This is a genomic window from Megasphaera indica (genome assembly GCF_046614755.1).
In the GTDB taxonomy this organism is placed as follows: Bacteria; Bacillota; Negativicutes; order Veillonellales; family Megasphaeraceae; genus Megasphaera; species Megasphaera intestinihominis.
In genome coordinates, this window is record NZ_JBKKJR010000004.1 from 63,034 (window position 1) to 77,527 (window position 14,494).

Annotated in this window: 17 protein-coding genes; 5 read left to right on the forward strand and 12 right to left on the reverse strand. The window is 54.5% G+C overall.

Features of this window, described 5'->3' with window-relative positions:
- Nucleotides 1–68: 68 nt before the first annotated feature.
- Nucleotides 69–1,520 carry a TrkH family potassium uptake protein gene (locus ACFCTO_RS03665; protein WP_499876405.1) on the reverse strand — a complete coding sequence of 484 codons (1,452 nt, stop codon included), beginning with the start codon at nucleotides 1,518–1,520 and terminating at the stop codon, nucleotides 69–71.
- A gap of 155 nt (nucleotides 1,521–1,675) precedes the next feature.
- Between ACFCTO_RS03665 and ACFCTO_RS03670 the strand changes: the two genes are divergently transcribed.
- The 3 genes from ACFCTO_RS03670 (at nucleotide 1,676) to ACFCTO_RS03680 (ending at nucleotide 4,431) form a co-directional block, all read left to right on the forward strand.
- A complete protein-coding gene (locus ACFCTO_RS03670; protein ID WP_292261859.1) occupies nucleotides 1,676–2,962 on the forward strand; it encodes a M18 family aminopeptidase in 1,287 nt (428 codons plus the stop codon).
- 243 nt (nucleotides 2,963–3,205) lie between these two features.
- On the forward strand, nucleotides 3,206–3,559 hold the full coding sequence (locus tag ACFCTO_RS03675) for a helix-turn-helix transcriptional regulator (RefSeq protein ID WP_020310218.1): 354 nt from the start codon (nucleotides 3,206–3,208) through the stop codon (nucleotides 3,557–3,559).
- Between the two features lie 236 nt (nucleotides 3,560–3,795).
- Nucleotides 3,796–4,431 (forward strand): YigZ family protein, encoded by a 636-nt coding sequence (locus ACFCTO_RS03680; RefSeq protein WP_499876406.1) that lies wholly within the window; start codon nucleotides 3,796–3,798, stop codon nucleotides 4,429–4,431.
- A 155-nt stretch (nucleotides 4,432–4,586) separates the two neighbouring features.
- Here the strand turns inward: ACFCTO_RS03680 and ACFCTO_RS03685 are convergent, their stop codons facing one another.
- Together ACFCTO_RS03685 and ACFCTO_RS03690 are read right to left on the reverse strand one after the other, a co-directional pair.
- A complete protein-coding gene (locus ACFCTO_RS03685) occupies nucleotides 4,587–5,543 on the reverse strand; it encodes a D-2-hydroxyacid dehydrogenase (protein WP_499876407.1) in 957 nt (318 codons plus the stop codon).
- 12 nt (nucleotides 5,544–5,555) lie between these two features.
- Nucleotides 5,556–5,714, reverse strand: a complete 159-nt coding sequence (locus ACFCTO_RS03690; RefSeq protein ID WP_020310215.1) for a hypothetical protein — start codon at nucleotides 5,712–5,714, stop codon at nucleotides 5,556–5,558.
- Between the two features lie 323 nt (nucleotides 5,715–6,037).
- Between ACFCTO_RS03690 and ACFCTO_RS03695 the strand changes: the two genes are divergently transcribed.
- Nucleotides 6,038–7,018, forward strand: a complete 981-nt coding sequence (locus ACFCTO_RS03695) for a DUF4037 domain-containing protein (RefSeq protein ID WP_499876408.1) — start codon at nucleotides 6,038–6,040, stop codon at nucleotides 7,016–7,018.
- A gap of 12 nt (nucleotides 7,019–7,030) precedes the next feature.
- Entirely contained in the window at nucleotides 7,031–7,627 is a 597-nt protein-coding gene (locus tag ACFCTO_RS03700) for a DUF4125 family protein (RefSeq protein WP_499876409.1), read from the forward strand.
- Between the two features lie 102 nt (nucleotides 7,628–7,729).
- Here ACFCTO_RS03700 and ACFCTO_RS03705 read toward each other — a convergent pair whose 3' ends face one another.
- From ACFCTO_RS03705 to ACFCTO_RS03745, 9 genes are all read right to left on the reverse strand, one after another.
- A complete protein-coding gene (locus ACFCTO_RS03705) occupies nucleotides 7,730–8,605 on the reverse strand; it encodes an IS3 family transposase (protein ID WP_499876435.1) in 876 nt (291 codons plus the stop codon).
- A complete protein-coding gene (locus tag ACFCTO_RS03710; RefSeq protein WP_499876410.1) occupies nucleotides 8,572–9,150 on the reverse strand; it encodes a transposase in 579 nt (192 codons plus the stop codon). Before ACFCTO_RS03710 ends, ACFCTO_RS03705 begins: the two co-directional genes overlap by 34 nt.
- Nucleotides 9,151–9,305: 155 nt before the next feature.
- Nucleotides 9,306–10,430, reverse strand: coding sequence for a 1-propanol dehydrogenase PduQ (locus tag ACFCTO_RS03715; RefSeq protein ID WP_499876411.1), 1,125 nt, complete (start codon nucleotides 10,428–10,430; stop codon nucleotides 9,306–9,308).
- Nucleotides 10,431–10,445: 15 nt separating this feature from the next.
- Nucleotides 10,446–11,879: an aldehyde dehydrogenase family protein gene (locus ACFCTO_RS03720; RefSeq protein ID WP_292260372.1), complete on the reverse strand. Its 1,434-nt coding sequence runs from the start codon at nucleotides 11,877–11,879 to the stop codon at nucleotides 10,446–10,448.
- A gap of 17 nt (nucleotides 11,880–11,896) precedes the next feature.
- Nucleotides 11,897–12,706, reverse strand: a complete 810-nt coding sequence (gene eutJ / locus ACFCTO_RS03725; RefSeq protein WP_302485597.1) for an ethanolamine utilization protein EutJ — start codon at nucleotides 12,704–12,706, stop codon at nucleotides 11,897–11,899.
- A gap of 15 nt (nucleotides 12,707–12,721) precedes the next feature.
- A complete protein-coding gene (pduL, locus tag ACFCTO_RS03730) occupies nucleotides 12,722–13,357 on the reverse strand; it encodes a phosphate propanoyltransferase (RefSeq protein WP_499876412.1) in 636 nt (211 codons plus the stop codon).
- Nucleotides 13,358–13,378: 21 nt separating this feature from the next.
- Nucleotides 13,379–13,678 carry a propanediol utilization microcompartment protein PduA gene (gene pduA / locus ACFCTO_RS03735; RefSeq protein WP_499876413.1) on the reverse strand — a complete coding sequence of 100 codons (300 nt, stop codon included), beginning with the start codon at nucleotides 13,676–13,678 and terminating at the stop codon, nucleotides 13,379–13,381.
- Nucleotides 13,679–13,690: 12 nt separating this feature from the next.
- Entirely contained in the window at nucleotides 13,691–13,951 is a 261-nt protein-coding gene (locus ACFCTO_RS03740; RefSeq protein WP_292260381.1) for a EutN/CcmL family microcompartment protein, read from the reverse strand.
- 12 nt (nucleotides 13,952–13,963) lie between these two features.
- Entirely contained in the window at nucleotides 13,964–14,485 is a 522-nt protein-coding gene (locus ACFCTO_RS03745; protein ID WP_499876414.1) for a BMC domain-containing protein, read from the reverse strand.
- Nucleotides 14,486–14,494: the final 9 nt, after the last annotated feature.

Consider the following 14,494-nt stretch of genomic DNA (forward strand, 5'->3'; position numbering starts at 1 on the left):
TTTTAACCCCTTTTCGAAAATTTAATCGTCCTTTAATCGAATTCGGCAAAATTTAATCCTTCTCTCATTTACCAGCTGCTCCTGGACTTCCAGAAGCTCTTGCGCAGCATGACCAGGAGGGTGAACATTTCCAGTCGTCCCAGGAGCATGGACAGGCAGAGGATGGATTTGGAGAAGACCGAGAGTTCGGCATAGGTACAGGTCGCACCGGTGATGCCGAAGGCCGGGCCGATGCAGCCCATGGTGGACACGCTGATGCCGATAGCGTCGAAGGTATTGATGCCGTCAAAGGTCAGCAGCAGGGCCCAGAGGGCGATGAACATCAGGTAGAGGAAGCAGAACTGGGCCGCCCGGACGACCGTATCGTCGCCGACGCGGTGGCCGTTGATGGTCAGGCCCCAGACCTGATGGGGATGGAGTTTGGCTTTGGCTGCCTGCCAGATGTAGCGCACCATGATGACGACGCGAGAGACTTTGAGGCCCGCTGCCGTCGAACCGGCACAGCCTCCGGAAATCATGAGCATCAGCAGGATGCCTTTGGAAAAGGGCGGCCAGCGGTCGTAGTCTGCCGAGACGAAGCCCGTCGTCGCGATGGACGCCGCCTGGAACGACGAATAGCGCAGGGCTGTCGGCGCCGATACGTCGAAGCCGTCCATGAGGTTGAGGCCGATGAGGACTGTCGCCACGGCGATGATCAGCAGGTAGGCCTTGAATTCCGTATTGCGCCGCAGGACGTGCCAGCCCTTCTGCCAGGCCTGGTAGTACAGGCCGTAGTTGCCGCCCGTGAGGATCATGAAGAAGGTCATCCAGGCTTCGACGGCCGGGCTCTCGAAGTGAGCCGCACTGGCGTTGTACGTGGAAAAGCCGCCGGCTGAGACCGTCGATAAGGCGTGGTTCAGGGCGCCGAGGAAATCCATGCCGCAGAGCAGGAAGATGACGAAGGCCGCCGCCGTGAAGGCCATGTACATGCGGAACAGGACCTGGGTCATATCGTGGAGCCTGGGCAGGACCCGCTCCCGCGTGGGCCCCGTCGATTCGGCGTTGTACATGTAGACCGTCGACTGGCCCGCTTCCGGCAGCAGGGCGATAAAGATGACGACGATGCCCAGGCCGCCGAGCCAGTGGGTCAGGCTGCGCCAGAAAAGGAGGCTCTGGGGCAGGACCTCCAAGTCGGGAATGACTGTCGCCCCGGTCCCGGTAAAGCCGGAAATGCTCTCGAACAGGCCGTCGAAATAGTTCAGGTAGCCGCCGAGGCAATAGGGCAGCATCCCCAAAAAAGTCGCCAGGAGCCAGCCCATGCCGGTGATGGCAATGCCTTCGCGCATGGTCAGTTTCTTCGTCCGCACGTGGCCATAGCGCAGGAAAGCCCAGCCCGCCAGGGCACAGACGGCCATGGTGCCCATAAAGGCCGGCCAGCTGTCTTCGGCGAAAGCCAGGGCCATGAGCAGTAGCAGGCCCATGACGCCGGCCTGGGCCCAGGCGATCCTTCCTAAAAATTGACAGATTACGTGTAAATCCATAAGCGTCCCTTCAAAAAAATAAAATCCTTTTTATTATACCATGGCTGGCCAGGAAGCCGCAAAAAAACATATCATTCCATAGAATCTTATATATATGATATAATAAGAACTACTATTGAAACAACCGACCTATCTCGTCAGAAAGGATGACCTCCATGACTTATGATTATATCCAGGACTTATTGAATTTTATCCATCACAGCCCGTCGCCGTACCATACGGTCCAGGCCAGCCGGGATTATCTCGACCGGGCCGGCTTCCAGGCCCTGTCCCTGTCCGAAGCGTGGCAGCTGGCGCCGAACGGTGCCTATTACGTCCCCCTCTATGATTCGGGCCTCATCGCCTTCCGCACGGGTTCCGATGTGCGCCGCCACCTGCGCCTGAGTGCGGCCCATACGGATTTCCCCTGTCTGCGAATAAAATATCGGCCGGAAATCCGCCAGCACGGCTACCTCAAGCTGAACGCCGAAGTCTACGGCGGCCTGCTGCGCGAATCGTGGCTCGACCGTCCCCTGTCCCTCGCCGGGACCGTGGCCCTCCAGGGCAGCGATGCCTTCCAGCCGGAAATCCGCCTTGTCGACGCAGGGAGGCCGATCCTAACCATTCCCCGTCTGGCCATCCACATGAACCGCCGGGCCAATGAAGGTGTCGAACTCAACCCGCAGAAAGACCTGCTGCCCCTCATGGGCCTGGACCAGCGCGAACTGACGGACCATTTCTTCCTCGATTTCCTGTCGGAAAAATGCCGCTGCCTGCCCGAAGCCATCCTGTCCTGGGACCTGACGGTCTATCCCTATGAAGAAGGCTGCCGCCTGGGCTGGCACGATGAATTCGTATCGTCGCCGCGCCTGGACAATCTGACGTCGGTCCTGGCCTGCCTGACGGGCCTCGCTGAAACAGCCGCTTCCGACGGCCTCAACGTCGTCGCCCTCTTCGACAACGAAGAAGTCGGCAGCCAGACGAAACAAGGAGCGGACTCCCACGTCCTGCCGGACATCCTGCGCCGCATCTACCACGCCTTCGGCCTGACGGACGATGACTTCTCGGCCGACCTGGCCCGGGCCTTCATGCTCTCTGTCGACGTGGCCCACGCCATCCATCCCAACGTACCGGAAAAATGCGACGTCACCAACCAGCCCGTCATGGGGTGCGGTGTCGCCCTGAAGATTGCCAGCAGCCAGCGCTATGCCGGGGACGCCGCTGCCGTAGCTGTCGTCAAATCCCTCTGTCGTGAAAATGATATCCCCTATCAGGTATTCATGAACCGGTCGGACATCCCCGGCGGCTCGACCTTGGGTTCCCTGCTCTCAGCCAATCTCCCCCTGCGGGCCATGGATATCGGCATCCCCATTACGGCCATGCACTCGTGCCGGGAACTGATGGGCGCTGCCGACCAGGAAAGCCTGGTCCGCCTGATTCGTGCCTTTTTCAGCCATAAATAGTTTTTTATTCTATACTCTGTATAAATCTCTATGTTTTATCAATATTTTTCTTAATTTAAGTATCGTTTTTTGTCCCAATATTATACATTTTTAAGCATAATGCTTGCAAGTTCTTAGAATCATACGGTTGACGCTTTTTATCATCCATATTATAATGATTAGTGTATATTACATTGTGTTGTATAGTATACGAAATTGAATGTGTACAACAGAGACTATTGTGTACAGAAAGAGTGAACGCGCATGACTTTAGGACAAGAAATTAGATATTATCGCAAAAAAAAGGGCTTAACCCAGACGGCTTTCGGTGCCCTCTTTGGCATGTCCAAACAAGCCGTCTATTCTTGGGAAACAGGCCTCTATTCACCGGATATTTCAGTACTCCTGAAAATGGCTGATTTTTTCCAGATTCCCATCTGTATCCTCGTCGGCCGGCCGGGCATGTACTGCAAAGGCAGTGAAGAGCACGGCAACAGCTGCGACTTCTGTGCTTCCATCACCGAAGACGACAGCCACATCATCCGGGCCATCCACGCCTTGCCGCCGGAAAAACAGGAGGCCATTAAAACATTATTGAATATCAATGGCAAAAAATAAAGTGTTACAAAAAGAGGCTGTCGCATTAAGACAGCCTCTTTTTGAGTGGTTAGCAGTTAGTGGTTAGCAGTTAGCGGATGGATTTAAATTTAAAGTTCATGCAAATCCGATTCACAAGTATCTCACATATGCCTGGCGGGCTCGCCACGTGCGAGCCCCTACGAGCCACGAACCACTAGCCACGAGCCACTAAACCATGGTATGATGGAAGAAAAATGTAAAGGACGATGTGTGTTATGGAATCTCTCATCCGCTCGGTCTACGGCCGGGCCGACGCTGAATATGTCATCAAGAAGTCCCGCTTCATCGCGACGGTCTGTGAAGTGAAGTCCGAAGACGAGGCGGCAGCCTTCATCGAGGAAATGAAAAAGAAATACTGGGATGCCCGCCACAACTGCTCGGCCTACCAGGTCGGGCCGGACGGCCGTTTCCAGCGCTCCAGCGACGATGGCGAACCGGCCGGTACGGCAGGCCGTCCTATCCTGGAAGTCCTCAAGAAGCAGGGCCTGACCAATACGGCCATCATCGTCACCCGTTATTTCGGCGGCATCAAGCTCGGCGCCAGCGGCCTTATCCGGGCTTACAGCCACGCTGCCGCCCTGGCCCTGGAAGCCGCGGATATCGCCGTCTATACGCCCTTCACGATCCTGACGGCGACTGTCGCCTATCCCCTGGTCAGCACGATGGAACGCTTCGTCCCCGACCACGGCGGCACCATTACCGGCCGGGATTTCGCCGCCGATGTGACCTTCACCATGGAAGTCCCGCAAAGCGACAGCGACGCCTTTGCCGCCAGCCTGACCGACACGACCAGCGGCCGCGTCACCTGCCGGAAAACCGGCACCATCGTCAAGCCCGTGGTTAGTGGTTAGGGGCTAGGGGCTAGGGGTTAGGGGCTAGATTCCTTTTACTCTATAAGTGTAGTACAGAGAGTTTGTAGTTCGCAGAGAGGACTTTAAATTCAAAACCATCCGCTAACCACTAGCCCCTAAAAAAATGGCTTGTCGCTTAGTGACAAGCCATTTTCTCATGCTTTATACCCGGTCATGAGGTCGACGATGTTTTCCAGAGGATCGCCGGCCCGGTAGCGTTTGAGATTATCTGCGGCGATGCGGACGATGTAGTCGTGTGTCGCCTGGAGATGATAGCCGCCGGAGATGTGCGGCGTAATGTAGATGCCCGGCGTCCTCCACAAGGGATCCGACGACGGCAGCGGTTCCGGGTCGGTGACATCCAGGGCAGCGCCGGCCAGATGGCCCTGGGCGACGGCTTCCTGCAAAGCGGCCTGGTCGACATTGGTGCCGCGGCCGACATTGACGAAATAAGCGCCTTTCTTCATGGCCGCAAAGCGCGCGGCGTCATAGATATGATACGTTTCCGGCGTATCGGGCAGGCACGAAGCGACGATATCCGCTTTCGCCAGGTATTCATTGAAATGGGTCATATCCCCCATTTCGTCAGCCTCCGGCGGTACGGCACCCTGACGGCGGCGCAAGCCGATGACGTGTGCCCCCATGGCCTTGACGCGCTGGCCGAAGTTGCGGCCGATATTGCCAAAACCGACGACGACGACCGTCGCGCCGTAGAGGGATGTGACCGGCCCTTCGTCGTGCCACAGGGCCTGATGCTGATTGTCATAGTAAAGATAGAGTTTCTTCATCATAGCCAGTGTCTGGGCCAGCATGTGTTCCGACAAGGCCAGGCCATAGGCACCGGTCGCATTGGTCAAGGTGACGCCGGCCGGCAGGATACCGGGCTTACAGTATTCGTTGGCACCGGCACTGTTGAGCTGGAGCCATTGCAGCTGCGAGGCCTTCTTCACCAGGTCAGGAGCGATATTGCCAATGATGACGTCCGCTTCATCCAGCGCCTTGCCGGCCTGGGTCCCATCACCGGGACAATAGCAAAAATCCGCTTCCGGAGCAGCTGTTTCCAGCCACTGTTTCTGTTTTGCATCGACATCCATGACAACTAAAATCTTCAAACGAATCACTCCCTATTGCTTTTTTTGTTTAGCGGCAATGCGTTTCACCGTTTCCAACGGGCATTGGGCAACGTGCGCAATGAATTCATAGGTCACGTCTTCCTTCAATAAGTTCCTGACGATCTGATCGACACTGCACCGTTCTCCGTCCGCATTGACGAATTGGCCCATTTTCCCCGCCTCCTCTGCCATTATAACACAATCGAGAGACCTGCATATATATTGCAACAAAAATCATCCTTCTTTCTTGAGGAGCCGCTGCCAGCTATTTGCAAGCCAAAAGATAGCAGCCGCCTATTTCTATTTCATTATAGCTTCTCAATAAAGAAAAAGATAGCATTCCACGATAGCTGTAACAGAACTGTGCAGGCCCGGTCATAATATATACCATGTTTCCTGCCGTCACAGCAGGCTGTAAATCTCTGGCCAACGGCAAAATGCCGTGTACGAAAGGTGACAAAATAGTGCTAAAATCGGCATAACTGAATAGTATTGTGCCTTGTCTGGCCTGCCACACGCCCCAGTCAGTACCATCGGCACCGTCGGCGACGGGCTTCGGCCTGGACCTCTGCCGGGCCTACTATGAAGAAGTCGGGCGTCCGGCTTTGCAATCACAATTCGCTGCCGTCTGGGACCATATCGCCACGGGCCTCGTCGGCGAAGTCTCGGAATGTCTCGGCTTCGACGATGAAATCTCCCGCGACCACGACTGGGGCCCGTCATTCTGCCTATGGCTGTCCAACGAAGACTATGCCACCTTTGGCCAGGCCCTGCAAAAGGCCTACGCTGCCCTGCCCCAGGAATTCCGTGGCTTCCGGCGCCGGGAAACATCCGGCGGCAAAGGGCGCGTCGGCGTTTGGCGTATATCCGACTTCTATCGCTCTTTCATCGGCTTGTCGAGGGCTCCGGAAACACTGGCCGAATGGATCCGCATCCCCGAAACCTTTCTGTCCAAAGCAACGAACGGCCAGGTATTTACCGATCCGACAGGCCGATTCTCTGCCATCCGCCAGTCCCTGTTGGCCTTTTATCCCCAAGAAGTATACTTGAAGAAAATCGCCTTCTACGCCGCCAAGATGGCCCAGAGCGGCCAATACAATTACAAGCGCTGCCTGGACCGGCAGGAAATCGTCGCCGCCTGCTGGGCCCGCTGCGAATTCATCAAAGCGGCAACAGCCATGACGTATCTGCTCAATAAAAAATACATGCCCTTCTACAAATGGGCCCATCACGGTCTGCAAATCCTGCCCATCTTGCCAAAGATGTATGAGAAAATCGCCATCCTTGCTGCGACAACAGATGCGGCCGTCTCTATCGCCCTCATGGAAGACATCTGTGACGACGTCCGTCAGGAATGGCAGCAGCAGGGACTGGCAAGCGGGACAGATAGTTTTCTCCTGGCCTATACTCCTGCCATTCTATCTCACATCGCCGACGAATCCCTGCGGAATCTGCCGGCTTTACAACTATACTAAGGAGAGATAATCGTGAAAAAAGACGAATTGATACAACAAATCCTGGCCCTGGAATGGCCTATGTTCCAGCAAGTCCGCAACCGCCATGGCCGGGCAGCCTGCCAGGACGACGAAAGGACCTTCACTATCATGCGCCTGAGCCAGTTCGCCGCCTGGGATGAAGCGACATTGACTTCATACTATCAGGACCTGCTGGCCACGAAAAAAGACGGGCGCAATATCATGACCGAAAAATACGGCTATATGATGGCCTGGACCCATGCCGATGAATTCCAGCTCATCCAGGCCGACCTGCCAGCCGTGAGCATGGAAAAACGGCAGCTCGTCCATCAGATACTGCACCAGCAGATCCACTGGATGACGGAAACGGCCATAGCCTATCCCAATATCGTCCGCAAAGGGCGCCCGATCCGTCAAACACAGGCCGCTCCCGGCGAAACTTCTTTTGAAACCTATACGGCAGGGGAGCTTATGACCTACTCCCTGCCGACATTGTATTCCCTATGGGCGCACATGCAGAACCTAAAAAAAGCGGACCGCAATCTGAACCAGGAAATCCTGGAACACACAGCGCCCCTTTACGGCTTTTCTTCATTAGACGCTTTATGAGATATCCCGTTCTCTTTGCAGTTTGTAGAAGAAGAAGCTGTGATGTGACCCCAAAAAGTTAGACCTTGGTAACGAGACTGTTTTTACTGTCTCGTTACTTTTTTATGCTGTCTGTCGGAAAATTCTGTATTGGACAGGACTTTTCCAACCTAGTTTCTCTTTGATTCTTTGCTCATTATAGTATTTAATATATCGTTCAATAGCATCTTTTAGTTCCTCATAGCTGTAGTAAATCACCCCATAATACATTTCTTGCTTCATTAAGCCGAAGAAGTTCTCCATGACAGCGTTATCATGACAGTTGCCCTTTCGAGACATGCTCTGAAAAATTCGTTCTTCTTTAAGATTCTGGGTATAGGCTTTCATTTGATATGCCCAGCCCTGATCGGAGTGAAACGTTCTTCGATACGGACAATCAGCCGTGATTTTGATTGCTTCAGCCTGCGCTTCCAGTATGCTTTTAGCTGAAGGATATTTCGCTATTCCATAACTGATGATTTCATTGTTGAACATGTCCAGGAAAGGATCCAGATAAAGCTTGTGCAGGGTCAGATGTCCCTGTGTATCTACTTCATAATATTTGAATTCTGACGTGTCGGTTGTAATCTTCTGGTGCGGAATAGTCATGTTAAAACGACGTCGTATCCGATTCGGAGCCACGTTTCCTACCTTGCCTCTATAAGAGCTGTATTTACGGCTTTTTCGAGTAAAGGATGTTACCTGAAGGCCTAGTTTCTGCATGATACGTTGGACTTTCTTCTTGTTCACGCAATACCCTTGATTCTTTAATTCACCGGTCATGCGCCGATAGCCATAATCTTTATGCTGGCTACGGATTTCCTGTATTTTGTCTTCTAGTTCTTGATCGGGATTCTCACGGTCAAACCGTTTCTGCCAGTACATATAGGTTGCCTTGGGTATCTGCGTATAGGAGAGAAGATCGTTTAATTTGAATGATCCTCGGAGACTGCAGATGATTTTTGCAACCCTCTCGTTTTTGCTTCGTCCTCTAAACGCAGTCTCCTCAGTTCTTTTAAAAAAGCATTCTCTATCCGGAGTTTGAGATTTTCATCCTCTAACTCCTGGACATGTTCCACACTGGTGTCGACTACTGGCTTCTGCTCCTGAGTATCTGGTTTGCTGGTTCGTGATTTGCTCAAAGTTCTTTTCCTGCCTTTCCTATATGGCCGTAATGCATCCGGCCCAGCTATTTTAAATTCATTGACCCATCTGGCAATCATTGTCGGATTGTTGATTCCTACTTGAAGGGCGAGTTCCTGATATGAAAATTCGCTTGTTAAGTAAGACTGTACCACAGAAAGTTTCTCTTTGAAAGAGTATATTTTTCGAGAGCGGGATCTTTTCAATCCATCATCTCCAAATGCTTTGTAGGCTGCAGTCCACTTTAGCAATTGGCTGCTACTTGCCATTCCATATTTACGTGAAATAGAAGTACACCCTTCGTCACTGCTCAAGTATTCCAGCACTATTTTTTTCTTAAATTCATAACTGTGTTTTGCCATAAAAAAACTGACCCCCAATCGTTAGATTTTTGGTCTAACTATTGGGGGGCAGCTCACTGTCGCATTAAGACAGCCTCTTTTTGAGTTTGTAGTTTTTAGTTTGCAGCAAATGGTAAAAAATTTAAAACCATCTGCTAACAGCTAGCTGCTGACTGCTAATAAAGTGATGCAAAGAGTTCTTCAAAGGTCCCTTCATCGACAGGACGCGGATTGCCCGGCAGACAGCGGTCTTCCATGGCGTGGGCAGCCATCATGGGAATAGCCTGTTTATAAGTGCTGCGGTCCGGACCTTTCGGCAATTCACCGATGCGCCGCGGCATTCCCATATCGGACATGAGGGCCTTGAGGACTCCCTGCAGCAGGCAGACAGCCTGTGGTACCGGCAGGGACCGCGGTGCCAGGCCCAGTTTATACGTCAAGTCGGCGTATTGGGCCGCCGTCTTTTCATCACGGCTGTTATAGGCGATGCCCGCAGGCAGGGCCAGAGCGCAAGCCAGGCCGTGCGGGACATGGTACATGCCACCCAGTTGGTGGGCCATGCTGTGGACCATTCCCAGGCCGCCGAGATTAAAGGCGATGCCGGCCATATTCGAGGCATTGGACATGGCCTCCCGGGCTTTCAGGTTGGCGCCGTAGTGATAGCATCGGGGCAGATATTCCAAGGCCAGTTCTACGGCTTTGCAGGCCATGGCATCGGTGAAGTCCGTTGCCCCCTTGGCGACGTAGGCTTCGATGGCATGAGTCAGGACGTCGAAGCCCGTATTGGCCGTAATGGCCGGCGGTACAGAAACGGTCAGCTGCGGGTCCAAAATGGCCACATCGGCATACATGACATCGTCGATGAGGGCGATTTTCCGCTTCTCTTCGGCGTCAGTGATGACGGCAAAGGATGTCATTTCCGAACCGGTCCCGCTCGTCGTGGGAATGACGATGAAGACCGGCGGCCGCGAAAAGGCATGGGCGCCGCTGGCAAAATAAACCAGGGCCTTGGCCGTATCGATGGCCGCACCGCCGCCAAAGGCAACGAGGACCGTCGGCTGGAAGTCGACAGCTGCCGCCATGGCCTTGGCGACGCCGTGGAGATGGGGATCCGGCACGACATCGTCAAAAATCTGCACCTGATTCGTCGGAGCTATCTGGCGGGTCAGGAAGTCGATGGCCCCGGACCGGGTCAGGAAGCCGTCGCATAAAATGAAAATCCGTTCCGTCCGATAGACTTGGAATGCGGACAGGGCTTGCTCGCCGGAGATGACTTTCGTCGCAATCTGACAAATATCCATGAGCCATCCCTCCCTTTAACGGATATTGAACATATCCTTGAGGACACATTCGCGGAGACGGCAGAAGGATTTCGGACTGGTCAGGCCTTCGCCGGTCGGCCCGGCAATGGTGAAGGTCGGATAGCCCTGGCCGCCGATTCCCAGGCCGGCATAAGACGGACCATTTTTGACGAAAATCGTCGTTTCCATGAGCTTGGCCATCTTGCTCAATTTGGCAATATTGGTCGAATGCATCATGGCGCTGTGGCGGTTGCCGTGTTCCGCTTCATAAGCCCACTCGATAGCCTGGTCAACGTTATCGCAGCGGACGAGAGGCAGGATGGGCATGAGCATTTCTGTCTGGACGAAAGGATGGTCCTTGGCCACTTCCATGATGATAAGCTTCTTCGTATCTTCTACTTCGATGCCAATCTGATGGAGGATGTATTTCGCCGATTTGCCGACAAATTCGACTTTCGGCCCCGTCCCCTTTTCATTGGCTACAAGCTTCCACAGGCGTTCAATCGTATCGGCATCGGTGATTTCATAGGCCCCGGCGCCTTTCATATTGATGCGCAGATAATCGAAGATGGAATCGACGGCAAAGACTTCTTTTTCAGCGATGCACGGTACATTGTTATCGAAGGAACTGCCATCGACGATATCCTTGGCGGCCTTTTCGATATTGGCCGTTTCATCGACGACGACTGGCGGATTGCCCGGACCGGCGCCGATAGCCTTCTTGCCGGACGAAAGGACTTTCTTGACGATACCCGGACCACCTGTTGCGACAACCATGCGGACTTTGGGATTGCTGATCATTTCATCCGTCGCTTCGATGGACGGTTCCCGGACCATGGTAATCAAGTTGAGCGGTGCCCCGGCTTCATACAGGGCTTTGTTGAGGAGCTGGACCAGGAAAATCGACGTCTTTTTAGCCCGCGGATGAGGACTGAAGACGACCGTATTGCCGCCGGCAATCATGCAGATGGAATTGTTGATGATCGTTTCTGTCGGATTCGTCGTCGGCGTAATGGCCCCGATGACGCCGAATGGGCAGTATTCAAACAAGACCAATCCGTGTTCCCCGGTCCTGGCGTCGGTCTTCAGGTCTTCAATGCCCGGCGTATAGCGGGCGGCAGCGGTATTCTTGATGACTTTATCTTCATAACGGCCAATGGCTGTTTCTTCGACGGCCATGCGCGACATCATCTGCATATTGGTCTTGTCCAGGCAGGTCCGGCGGATGACGTCGATCCACTGCTGCCGCTGTGACGGCGACTGGAAGAGCAGCGTATGCTGAGCCGCAGCCGATGCCTCGATAGCATCGGCCATGGTCGTAAAGACACCGTATTCATCATGTACTGCCGGAACAGCCGGTGCTGCTGCCTGCGGTCCTTCTTTTTGTAACTGCCGTACGGCCTGGGCAACCAACTGCTGCAGGACGACGGGGTCGATGGTTGTACTCATAACTCTTGTACCTCCGTTTATTGGTTTACTGCAATGCCCAGCGGGGTGACAAACAGGCAGTCATTCGGTTTGTGCGTCGGGATATGCAGGATTTTTTCAAAGACACTTTCAAATTCACTGAAGCAACAAGCACCGCCGACGATGTAAATATCCTTCACGTCGCGGCCGGTGACGAAGCCTTTGACGATGGAGGCCATCTTTTCGACGACGGGATAGACGATGGGAAAGACGGCAGTCTCCTGTGACGCGTCGACTTTCATCTTTTCGGCTTCCGCCCGGTCGATATCATAGTATCCCGACAGGACCAGAGTCATATGGGTCCCGCCTGTCGCTTCATCAGCCGTATAGACGACCTTACCATCGCGCAGGATGCTGATGCCCGTCGTCCCGCCGCCGACATCGACGACGGCGCCGTCACGGATACCCAGGACAGCCGCTGCGGCCGTCGGTTCATCCATGACTTTGACTACTTCCAGGTCCGCCCCTTCGACGCAGTTGGCAATACAACGGACGTTGCCGTCGAGGATACCCGGTGGAATCGCTGTCGCCGCCTGGGTCAGGGCGACGCCCAATTTTTCTTCCAAGGCGGCCTTCATGGTCCGCACGGCCCGGACAGCGCCGACATAGTCGACGACGATACCGTCGCGGACGACCGTCGAATGGGTCGTCATACCGGCGACGGGCCGGTTGTCCTGGTCCGTCACGGCGACGACGATATTTGCCGTCCCCAAGTCAACACCGACCTTGAGCGGCCCTTCAAAGGGCCGCACGTCTCCCGATGAAACCAGCGACGCAAATTCAGCCAGTTTTTGATTTTCTACAAGCATGGCGGCCCCTCCTTATCATACCGAACAAATCATGACGTAATCGTGATTGCTCAAAGAACAGGCATTGGCTTCATCGACGTCGATGTGCATTTCCAGGCCGGCCGTATCGGATACGCGGATGATGACATCACCCAGGATTCCCCGGCGTTCGCCAAAGGTCTCGACATCGACGATCTGGCCATCTTTCAAATGGCGGGCAGCGGCCTGTGCCGGCGTTATGTGGATGTGCCGTTTGGCGATGATGACACCGCAAGGCAGGTCGACCGTTCCCCTGGGACCGATGAGGGTAATCCCCGGCGTCCCCTGGAGATGACCGGACAAGGCAATCGGCGCTTTGACGCCCAGACGGAAACTGTCGGTCTTACTGATTTCGACCTGGCTCTGTGACCGCACAGGACCGAGGATACGGACATGTTCAAACGTCCCCTTCGGCCCTTGCAGGGTCACCGTTTCGTTGGCAGCGAACTGGCCCGGCTGGCCGAGCTCGCTCTTGCGGGTCAAGGCGTAGTCCTTCCCATAGAGCCTGTCCAAGTCGGCCCGGCTAACATGGACGTGCCGGTTGGATACGCCAATGGGAATCCTAAAATTTTCATAATGCTGGACACTTTCCAGTATCTTTTCCGTCAATATCGTCGCCATTTCCTGACACATGGCTCATGCCCCCTCTATTCCTTATTCTGCTGACGGAGTAGCCGGTGCCAGATGAGGCAGGATTTTTTCCACATCCGTATGAGGACGGGGAATGACGTGGACCGAAACGACTTCACCGACGACTTTCGCCGAAGCCGCACCGGCATCGACGGCAGCCTTGACGGCGCCGACATCGCCGCGGACCATGACCGTAACCAGGCCGGACCCGATTTTTTCATAGCCAATGAGAGATACATTGGCTGCTTTGACCATGGCATCGGCGGCTTCGATGGAACCGACGAGGCCTCTGGTTTCTACCATTCCTAATGCTTCGTTTGCCATAATGGACGCTCCTTAATTCAAATTATCTATGATGCCGACGATGGCCAGGTCGATGGGTTTGAGTTTCGTCGTTTCCGTCGTCCGAGTGGCGGAACCACTGGCGACGAGGACGATTTCCCCAATACCGGCACCGACATAATCGACGGCGACTTCTTCATTTCCATAGGGTACGCCGTCACTCGATTCAAAGCGGACGATCATCAGCTTGCTGCCGACCAGCCCTTCTTCTTTCTTCGTCGAGACGACGGAACCCGTTACTTTCGCTATTTTCATAAGCCATACCTTCTATGTATCTTCGCTGCTGTGTCCGGAAGGCGTTTCCGCTGCCGTCGTATCCGCTGCCGTCGTATCCGCTGCCGTCGCTTCCGTTGCAGGCGTTACGCTTTTCTTTGCTTTCCCAGCCGTCCGCGGCCGCCGTGTCCGCCGGGTCTTTTCCGGTACAGGCTTCGTTTCTGCCGCTGCGGGCCCCGGCTTTTCTGTTTCATCCAGTTCCGGGCAGGCGGCGTAGAAATTAGGCCGCTCCTTTTCGCCCTGAGCGTGGATGAAGCAGGCCCCTGTCGCTTCATGGGGCCGGGCGATGACATCAGCCGATACCAGTGCCCCATAGGACAGGGCCGTGGCCTTGCCCGCTTCGACAGCTGCCCGGACAGCACCGACATCACCACTGACTTTGACGGTCATCATGCCGCTGCCGCGGGCCGCTTCGAGTTCATCGAGGACGACATTCGCCGCTTTTACCATGGCGTCTGCCGCTTCAATGGCACAGCTCATGCCCCGGACTTCGATGAGCCCTAATGATTTTTCCACAGGTCCTCC

Coding starts and splice junctions, on each gene's coding strand:
- ACFCTO_RS03665 (WP_499876405.1), bottom strand. CDS start 1,520: ATGGATTTACACGTAATCTGTCAATTTTTAGGAAGGATCGCCTGGGCC.
- ACFCTO_RS03670 (WP_292261859.1), top strand. CDS start 1,676: ATGACTTATGATTATATCCAGGACTTATTGAATTTTATCCATCACAGC.
- ACFCTO_RS03675 (WP_020310218.1), top strand. CDS start 3,206: ATGACTTTAGGACAAGAAATTAGATATTATCGCAAAAAAAAGGGCTTA.
- ACFCTO_RS03680 (WP_499876406.1), top strand. CDS start 3,796: ATGGAATCTCTCATCCGCTCGGTCTACGGCCGGGCCGACGCTGAATAT.
- ACFCTO_RS03690 (WP_020310215.1), bottom strand. CDS start 5,714: ATGGGCCAATTCGTCAATGCGGACGGAGAACGGTGCAGTGTCGATCAG.
- ACFCTO_RS03710 (WP_499876410.1), bottom strand. CDS start 9,150: ATGGCAAAACACAGTTATGAATTTAAGAAAAAAATAGTGCTGGAATAC.
- ACFCTO_RS03715 (WP_499876411.1), bottom strand. CDS start 10,430: ATGGATATTTGTCAGATTGCGACGAAAGTCATCTCCGGCGAGCAAGCC.
- ACFCTO_RS03720 (WP_292260372.1), bottom strand. CDS start 11,879: ATGAGTACAACCATCGACCCCGTCGTCCTGCAGCAGTTGGTTGCCCAG.
- eutJ (WP_302485597.1), bottom strand. CDS start 12,706: ATGCTTGTAGAAAATCAAAAACTGGCTGAATTTGCGTCGCTGGTTTCA.
- pduL (WP_499876412.1), bottom strand. CDS start 13,357: ATGTGTCAGGAAATGGCGACGATATTGACGGAAAAGATACTGGAAAGT.
- pduA (WP_499876413.1), bottom strand. CDS start 13,678: ATGGCAAACGAAGCATTAGGAATGGTAGAAACCAGAGGCCTCGTCGGT.
- ACFCTO_RS03740 (WP_292260381.1), bottom strand. CDS start 13,951: ATGAAAATAGCGAAAGTAACGGGTTCCGTCGTCTCGACGAAGAAAGAA.